Source organism: Lentilactobacillus kosonis (genome assembly GCF_003864335.1).
Classification (GTDB): domain Bacteria; phylum Bacillota; class Bacilli; order Lactobacillales; family Lactobacillaceae; genus Lentilactobacillus; species Lentilactobacillus kosonis.
Window position 1 is genome coordinate 1 of record NZ_BEXA01000011.1, and the last position, 7,311, is coordinate 7,311.

A 7,311-nucleotide genomic window follows, 5' to 3' on the forward strand; every position below is an offset into this window, starting at 1 on the left:
AACGCTCCCCCTTGACCCCCAAGTTAGCTGCGCAATGCCAAAATGGTTAGCCGGTTGGCTAGCCACTTTTTGGCAAAGCTTCGCGTTTTTTACTCAAAATTGCTATCGGAATTTGAGTAAAAGTCTTCCAGACGGGGGCTGTCAGCCGAATGATTTTGCATCATGAGCATGCCTTCAGCAGGAGCCTTTCAGGCGGAGTTTTGCGCAAACGGCGCAAGCTAATTTAGCTTGATCAAAAAGCAGCAGTTGATTAAATCAACTGCTGCCAAATACCCCTTTAAAGGTCTAACTTATTGAGTAAATTCAATTTTAATTGTTTTACCCATAGCATGGGCAATTTCAGCTAGTTTATCAAACGTTACATTATCGCCACGTTCGATTCTAGCAATGGTGGATTGAGGGACGTTTGCTCTTTCAGCTAAATCGGCCTGAGTTAGGCCAGCTTCTTCACGAGTATGATATAACGCTAAGGCACTGGCAGATTTTTCCTTGTCAGCATGATAAGCTTCAGCAAACTTAGGGTCTTTTTAATTCCCGGGTTAAAATATCATTGATTTTCATTTTGACTATCCTCCCATTCAGTTCGTAATTCAATCGCATGTTTAATTTCAGCAGGTGGTGTTTTTTGTGTCTTTTTGGTAAACCCATGGGTAATCACATATTTTGGTCCCTTAACGTGAAAGTATAATGCCCGTTGAATATTACTGGATACCTTACTTCTTAATTCATATAAATTTTTAGCTGATTCTATCTTTTTAACCCAAGTCATGCGTTGAGCGACTAGTAAACCTTGATCCTGCGTATCTGTAATCACTTGCAGTAATTTAGCGCGATCTTTAATTGGCAGTTGCTGTAACCATTCATCGAATTCATCATGACCATTGGGACGTTTGTAAGTTTCAAATTCTGGCTTTTCCATATTTGAATTATACCATATATATTATTATTTTAAAGTTATACGCTATTGCATTCAACCAAAATCAATTTGATCTAGCATCGTTTCAGTACTAGCCTGGTCTAAGCCTAAATAAGCTAAAGTCATTGCTTCACTGGAATGATTGAGCAAATTCATGACTAAGCCAATATTATAATTTGATTGCGTGTAAACGCGATAAGCCCCGGTTTTACGCATCGTATGGGTCCCTAGATAATTAATTCCTAACAGATCGCCAACCTTGCTCATGATTTTGTAGAACTGTTTTTCCGTGATATGGCGTTCTGGGTGTTGAATGGAAGGAAAGAGCCATTCAGAATCCAGCTGATGATCAAGTAGCCATTGACGGTACAATAAGAGCTCTGTTTGAACAGGTTTAAGGTACAAGGTATTAGGTTTACCAGTTTTTCGGTCGTGAATAAACGCATTTTGTTTAATAGAACCGTCCGGATTAAAAATATCGGCCTGTTTTAAGCGCATGACATCACTGACTCGCAGCAGTGTCGCTTTGCCAACTTGAAAACTGTATAGTTACGCCGGCCAGCTTTAAAGTTGTTGAGTAAGGTATCTTGAACTTCCTTGAGAACATTTGAATCTTTGATGGGTAAGACAACTTGTTGCATAGTTTGAGCTCCTTTAAAATTTTTGATTTTTAGTACAAATTAAAGTACAATATTAAGTACAAAGAAAGGGTGGTAAATATGACATTAGCATTAACACAGAGCGATTTTCGCGCTAACTTAAAAAAATATTTAGATCAAGTTAATGACGAAGACGAAACCGTTTATATTGCTCGTTCAAATAGTCGCGCAGTGGCCATCGTTTCACAAGAAAAAATGGATTGGCTAGAACGAGCATTAAAAGCTAAAGAGGGCTCGTTAGAATATGCAATTGCACGTGATCAGTTAATTAAACGCCATGTTTTACCTGACGATGAAATTGTTGAATCAGATGATGATTATTGGGGTCAGTTTAAATAATGAAAAAACTAAGATTTAAACCACGTGCAACCTTTAATGCTGATCTAAAACGGTTAGCCAGTTTAGACAAATCTATTATTGATGAAGTTCGAGCAGCCATTGATCTGTTGCTTGAGCAACAACAATTACCACCAGAATTTGAAGATCATGAGCTTAATCGGCGAATGAGCGGTTATAATGAATTTCACTTACGAGATACCCCGAAAAACAAAACACCAAGCGAAACTAACGATGTCCTGGTGGTTTATACGATTGATAAAGATGAACTAGTCTTAATTGGCATTCGAGTCGGATCGCATGATCGTTTATTTCCTGGTCAAAATCGTGCTAAAAGGTATCGAAAAAATGACGAATATAAGAAGTCATTTTTATAATATGAAAATAAATAACCCCCAACATCTATATTATAGATATTGGGGGTTATTTTAACAATGATTTTGAGGGTCTATTTGTATATTATAGACCCTACATATTCATAGCCCCTTTCTGTTTGGTGTTAAAGTATTAGTCATCGATGTCATGCACTATCTTGTTTAGCTCCGTTTTGATGGAACTGGAAATATTTTCTAAATTGAAATGATTATATATGGTAGATTGTAAAATTAATCCGAACGCCCATTTGGATATTGGACAGCCCTAGTTCACAAAAGGTTTCGATTTTAATTCGTTCGGAATAGGTTATACTAGACAAAAGATCAGCTCCTAAAAGATGGGTTTGTGGTAAACACCATTTTAAAGGAAGCTGATCTTTTTTGTCCGAACAGCGTTCGGATTAATTTTACAATCTACCCATCCATATTCACCATGGGAACGAGGTTCCAATGAATATTTTAATAGACGGTTACGCTGGTTCTTCCCGAAAAAGACCAATTTTAGCCAAGTAACGACTGATGAGATCCTAGCAGCACTTGAACTAATTAATCAACGACCATTAAAAATACATCATCAACAGACTGCCATTGAAAGATTCCGGGCTTGTTCGGATTAAACTTGTAATTTGCCAGATGATTGTCAATTCTGAGCGTACTATCAAAAGTAACTGAATCTGCAACGGGCTTTCTGACACTGCTAGTTTGATCTGAGACATCTTCATCAAATATAATAGTTGCTCGCTTTTTATTCATCAAAGCACCTCAAATTTTTGTTAATTTAAAATAAATAATTTATTTTTTATTTTTAAATTATTTATTATTTTCGTCAAACTCGCCTGAATTGATAGCGTATTTAAGCATAGAGTCAATGACATCAACTATCTTAGCTTCCTTATGATAGGCTATATCTTTAATCATTTTATACGTACCTTCACGTACTTGTACGGGCCTAGTGACTTCTTTTTTTTGTTTAAATGGGCTTTCATTGTCGCCTAGTTGTTGGTTAGCTTGTTTTTGCTAATTTGCCTAAAAAATCATTAGCCATTTTCCATTTCCCCAATCCGTTTTAGTTGTTCTTTTAGCACCATATCGTACATTCCAATTGCTCGTTTATCCCAGTGGTCTTCATTTTTAATGCCTACGTTTGAAAATAGCTTAACTCGCTCTTGCTGCCAAATTCTGTTGGAAAATACAGCGTCTCCAAATGAATCTATGGCAGCTTGTGTTATTTCTTTATCAACTTTGGCATCTTTTTTAACAAGATAAAGAATTACACCAGCAACGTTAAAAGATGCTTGATAATCACTTTTTAGTTGAAACATATACTGCGCAGTTTTAAGGACAGATGTGTAAGCTTGCTTTTGAGTTTGCAATACTAACGATATATAGTCACTAGCTAAGATTGCATTATTGGTAAAAATGGAGAGTGTTGGTGGAACATCAATAATAATGTAGTCAAATTGTTCTTTAAAGCTCTTGATCAGCTCGCTTAATATAAGCATGCGGTCATGAGACTTAATTTTTTCGGCTTTACCAGGCCATAAACTTAGTTCCCAATCAGCTGGAATTATTGAGATATTATCGGTTAGAGCAACTACTGATTTGCTTAGATCTAAATTTAGTAGTCCGTTGTAAAGAGACACAGCTGGTTCAATTTCTTTGTTAAATGTGGATTTCATAATTTCGGTAGCGTTTGCCTGCGGGTCGAGGTCAATAAGCAAAACTTTGTTTTTATTGGCACCCAATAAATATGTGTTCATGACGCTTAGTGTAGTCTTGCCTACGCCACCTTTAAAGTTAAAATGTAGCAATGTTTTAGCTCTCATAGTAGATCCTCCAATGACGCAATGATAACACAATAAGAAGATAATTTAAAATAAATAATATGTAATTTAAAATAAACAATTTATTATTTATAATTTATTAAAAGTTTGACAAACTATCGATTCAGGGTTACCATTACTTCGTGGACATTAATAAATAATAAGCCTACTAAATTATATACAAAAAAACACCCACCGACGGTAATCGGTGAGCGCCAAAAAAAGTCATCTAAGTTACTGACTATTATATCATGGCCGGTGCGATTTTTAAAGCCCTAGGGGACAAGCTGGGGTCTAAATCTAAGGAGACACGTTTGCCAGTGCGACTTCAATAAGTCTGGCTATACCACAACAAGGTCATCTGTACGGCTGGGTGGTGAATGGTGAGCGCGACCATTAACGGCGCGGGTGGTAAAACGAAGCTTAAGCTTGGTGCCGCTGATTAGTTGGTGATCGAACAAACATAAATACGTATCGTCAACGCCTACTAGGGCGTTTTTTAGTAGGTTAAACCGAAAACGTAGGTTTATAATGAGTGGTGGTAGCAATACCGCAATTGTACAGACAAGCGACGGGCGTTAACGACCGACGAACTAAGGGGAAACTTTTAGTAGTAGAATTGTACTCTGGTTCAGTTATTCCAAATAGCTGTTTCCAGGGAACAATTCTGCGCTCAAAACGTCACTCCCTCTAAACTGAATGGAAAACCGTAACCCGTCAAGACAAATATAAAGAAAAAAAGAAAGTTGGTGGAATTGTTGGAATGTAAGGATTACATTGTTCCATTGAATCCAGATGTGATCGTTAAGAAGACAATCTATCACCTTGAATTTACACTTTAAGTGCAACACTAATTAAATAAAGAATGGCCCATGGCCAAATTTCTGTAAAATGATGTTTGCGAAAACAATCATGAAAGGAATTTAGCCATGGACCACTACAAGCATATTACCATAGATGAACGGGAAACTATCTTTTTAATGAGGAATCATGGAAACTCACTTCGTGAGATTGCCAGCCATATCAAGAAAAGTTACTCAACCATTTCTCGAGAATTAAGCCGTAATTCTACTGGTAAATCCTATTCACCTTCGAAGGCTCAGGAGAAGTACAAACAGCGCAAAGGCAATTGTGGCAGAGTCTCTCTTTTGAGTAATCCTCAGGTGTTTGAAGTGGTGAGAGAACACTTCTGCGAAGACCTTTGGTCTCCGGAAGAAATATCGAATCGCTTGGCAGTCGAAAAGTATCCGGTGCAGATCAGTACCACGACTATTTACCGTGGGATTTTCAATGGCTTATTTGATAATTTATTTAAATCTGGCAGCTCTAGTGCCGTGCGCCATCTAAGGCATCATGGCAAGTCTCGCCACAATAAAGCTTATCAAGAAAAGCGAGGAAAGATTCCAATCCCCAACAAGATTCATGATCGTTCGCGAGAAGCTGACAACCGTGTAGAAATTGGTCACTGGGAAGGTGATACCGTGTTAGGCAAAAGCGGAAAGGCTTGTGTCGTTACATTGGTTGACCGAAATCTCGTTACCTGCTTATTGGTAAAGCTGCTAAAAGAACTTCAGAAGCAGTCACGGATACTTTGAGCGACTTAATGAAGCTATGGCCTGGTAGATCGTTAACGATTACCCCGGATAGGGGTAAAGAGTTTGCCAAAGTTCAATGTTTAACTGATAAGTTTGGTACGCCCTTCTACTTTCCCGATCCTCACTCTCCTTGGCAACGAGGAACTAACGAAAATACTAACGGCTTGCTTCGCGAATATTTGCCAAAAGGAACTGACCTTGATTCAATTACTGACCGCCGGATACAAGCATATGCAGAACAAATGAATAATCGTCCCCGTAAATGTCTCGGATGGAAGACGCCTTATGAAATATTCTTTAATGTAGTGTTGCACTTAATTTGACAATTCAAGGTCTTAAAAGTTACCAATGGCGAGTTCGCCATCACAAAACCGTGGGGAAAAGAATCTTGCGATTGGTCAATTAGCTTGGGTAGAGGTGACTGGTCAACCTAAACCGGTTTTAGTGATCATTACCGGGATTCACACGTTAACCGAGCCTGCCGATCGCCAGGTCGCATGGCAGTTAAAGACCGTCAAGACGATTACAACTAACTCAGTTAAAGATTTGGACGCCATCACTCAGAATAACTTTGAGCAATACTTGGCCACCCACCCCCAGGGAGACCCTTTTTATCAACCTCAGCAATAAAGCAATCGCTAAAATTATTAGCTAGTTGGAGCAAGGAAAGTCATTGCTGACTATATCATGTGATTCACAATGAAAAAGGCCTTTTTCTTATTGTGAATTATTTGCTTGCAAAGTATAATGTAAGTGGATACAAAAAGAAAATGGAGGCGCTTATTATGGCAGAAAAGTAGCGTTGGTTACAGGCGGCGGTCAAGGAATTGGTGAAGCAATTGCAACACGGTTACACGAAGATGGCTTTAAGGTAGCAGTTGCGGATTTGAATATCGATAATGCAAATAAGGTAGCCGCTAAATTATCGCCGGATGGCAGTCAGGCCATTGGCGTTAAGGTAGATGTTGCAGATCGTGATTCTGTCTTTTCTGCTGTTAATGAAACTGTGGATAAATTGGGCGGCTTTGACGTGATTGTCAATAATGCAGGCCTTGGACCAACCACACCTTTGGATACCATTACACCGGATCAATTCCGACTCGTATACGGCGTTAACGTTGGTGGCGTTCTCTGGGGTGCTCAGGCCGCTCATCAAGCCTTCAAGAAATTAGGACACGGCGGTAAGATTATCAATGCAACTTCACAAGCCGGTGTTGTTGGGAATCCTAACCTGGCCCTTTATTCAGGAACCAAATTTGCAGTTCGTGGGATCACTCAAGTGCTTGCTCGTGATTTGGCTGAAGAAGATATTACGGCCAATGCTTATGCACCAGGTATTGTTAAGACACCGATGATGTTAGATATTGCACATCAAGTTGGTAAGAATGCCGGTAAAGACGATGATTGGGGCATGCAACAATTCGCAAAAGATATTGCTTTGAAACGGTTATCAGAGCCCGAAGATGTGGCCGCTGCCGTCTCATTCCTGGCTGGTAAAGATTCTAATTATATTACCGGCCAGACAATCATTGTTGATGGCGGCATGCAGTTCCATTAATTAACTAAAGGGTTGTTTAAATCATAATTTGTCATAGCGTTTATTAAGGA

Annotated in this window: 7 protein-coding genes and 5 pseudogenes; 6 read left to right on the plus strand and 6 right to left on the minus strand. The window is 38.8% G+C overall.

Annotated features, from left to right (window positions below; all coding sequences use genetic code 11):
- Positions 1 to 290 precede the first annotated feature (290 nt).
- The 3 genes and pseudogenes from NBRC111893_RS10355 to NBRC111893_RS10365 form a co-directional block, all read right to left on the minus strand.
- A pseudogene (locus NBRC111893_RS10355) lies at positions 291 to 561 on the minus strand (helix-turn-helix domain-containing protein).
- Positions 548 to 919 carry a type II toxin-antitoxin system RelE/ParE family toxin gene (locus tag NBRC111893_RS10360; RefSeq protein ID WP_001748275.1) on the minus strand — a complete coding sequence of 124 codons (372 nt, stop codon included), beginning with the start codon at positions 917 to 919 and terminating at the stop codon, positions 548 to 550. Before NBRC111893_RS10360 ends, NBRC111893_RS10355 begins: the two are co-directional and overlap by 14 nt.
- Positions 920 to 970: 51 nt before the next feature.
- A pseudogene (locus NBRC111893_RS10365) lies at positions 971 to 1,557 on the minus strand (site-specific integrase).
- A gap of 78 nt (positions 1,558 to 1,635) precedes the next feature.
- Between NBRC111893_RS10365 and NBRC111893_RS10370 the strand changes: the two are divergent.
- Positions 1,636 to 1,914, plus strand: a complete 279-nt coding sequence (locus NBRC111893_RS10370) for a type II toxin-antitoxin system Phd/YefM family antitoxin (RefSeq protein WP_003586674.1) — start codon at positions 1,636 to 1,638, stop codon at positions 1,912 to 1,914.
- Entirely contained in the window at positions 1,914 to 2,288 is a 375-nt protein-coding gene (locus tag NBRC111893_RS10375; protein WP_003586676.1) for a type II toxin-antitoxin system YafQ family toxin, read from the plus strand. Before NBRC111893_RS10370 ends, NBRC111893_RS10375 begins: the two co-directional genes overlap by 1 nt.
- A gap of 227 nt (positions 2,289 to 2,515) precedes the next feature.
- On the opposite strand, the pseudogene NBRC111893_RS10380 reads toward NBRC111893_RS10375, so the two are convergent.
- Positions 2,516 to 2,605: pseudogene (locus NBRC111893_RS10380) on the minus strand (IS30 family transposase); the annotation flags it as partial.
- Between the two features lie 99 nt (positions 2,606 to 2,704).
- Between NBRC111893_RS10380 and NBRC111893_RS10390 the strand changes: the two are divergent.
- Positions 2,705 to 2,902: pseudogene (locus tag NBRC111893_RS10390) on the plus strand (transposase); the annotation flags it as partial.
- On the opposite strand, the gene NBRC111893_RS10395 reads toward NBRC111893_RS10390, so the two are convergent.
- On the minus strand, positions 2,832 to 3,038 hold the full coding sequence (locus NBRC111893_RS10395) for a hypothetical protein (RefSeq protein ID WP_125009040.1): 207 nt from the start codon (positions 3,036 to 3,038) through the stop codon (positions 2,832 to 2,834). The pseudogene NBRC111893_RS10390 and the gene NBRC111893_RS10395 overlap by 71 nt on opposite strands.
- A 284-nt stretch (positions 3,039 to 3,322) precedes the next feature.
- Positions 3,323 to 4,111: a ParA family protein gene (locus NBRC111893_RS10405; RefSeq protein ID WP_125009041.1), complete on the minus strand. Its 789-nt coding sequence runs from the start codon at positions 4,109 to 4,111 to the stop codon at positions 3,323 to 3,325.
- A gap of 926 nt (positions 4,112 to 5,037) precedes the next feature.
- Here NBRC111893_RS10405 and NBRC111893_RS10415 point away from each other — a divergent pair.
- From NBRC111893_RS10415 to NBRC111893_RS10425, 3 genes and pseudogenes are all read left to right on the plus strand, one after another.
- Positions 5,038 to 6,026, plus strand: a pseudogene (locus tag NBRC111893_RS10415) (IS30 family transposase).
- A gap of 25 nt (positions 6,027 to 6,051) precedes the next feature.
- Complete coding sequence (locus NBRC111893_RS10420) at positions 6,052 to 6,333, plus strand: DUF5839 family protein (RefSeq protein ID WP_125009043.1); 282 nt, start codon at positions 6,052 to 6,054, stop codon at positions 6,331 to 6,333.
- Positions 6,334 to 6,505: 172 nt separating this feature from the next.
- Positions 6,506 to 7,261 (plus strand): (S)-acetoin forming diacetyl reductase, encoded by a 756-nt coding sequence (locus NBRC111893_RS10425; RefSeq protein WP_230402974.1) that lies wholly within the window; start codon positions 6,506 to 6,508, stop codon positions 7,259 to 7,261.
- Positions 7,262 to 7,311 lie beyond the last annotated feature (50 nt).

Coding starts and splice junctions, on each gene's coding strand:
- NBRC111893_RS10405 (WP_125009041.1), bottom strand. CDS start 4,111: ATGAGAGCTAAAACATTGCTACATTTTAACTTTAAAGGTGGCGTAGGC.
- NBRC111893_RS10420 (WP_125009043.1), top strand. CDS start 6,052: ATGGCGAGTTCGCCATCACAAAACCGTGGGGAAAAGAATCTTGCGATT.
- NBRC111893_RS10360 (WP_001748275.1), bottom strand. CDS start 919: ATGGAAAAGCCAGAATTTGAAACTTACAAACGTCCCAATGGTCATGAT.
- NBRC111893_RS10370 (WP_003586674.1), top strand. CDS start 1,636: ATGACATTAGCATTAACACAGAGCGATTTTCGCGCTAACTTAAAAAAA.
- NBRC111893_RS10395 (WP_125009040.1), bottom strand. CDS start 3,038: ATGAATAAAAAGCGAGCAACTATTATATTTGATGAAGATGTCTCAGAT.
- NBRC111893_RS10375 (WP_003586676.1), top strand. CDS start 1,914: ATGAAAAAACTAAGATTTAAACCACGTGCAACCTTTAATGCTGATCTA.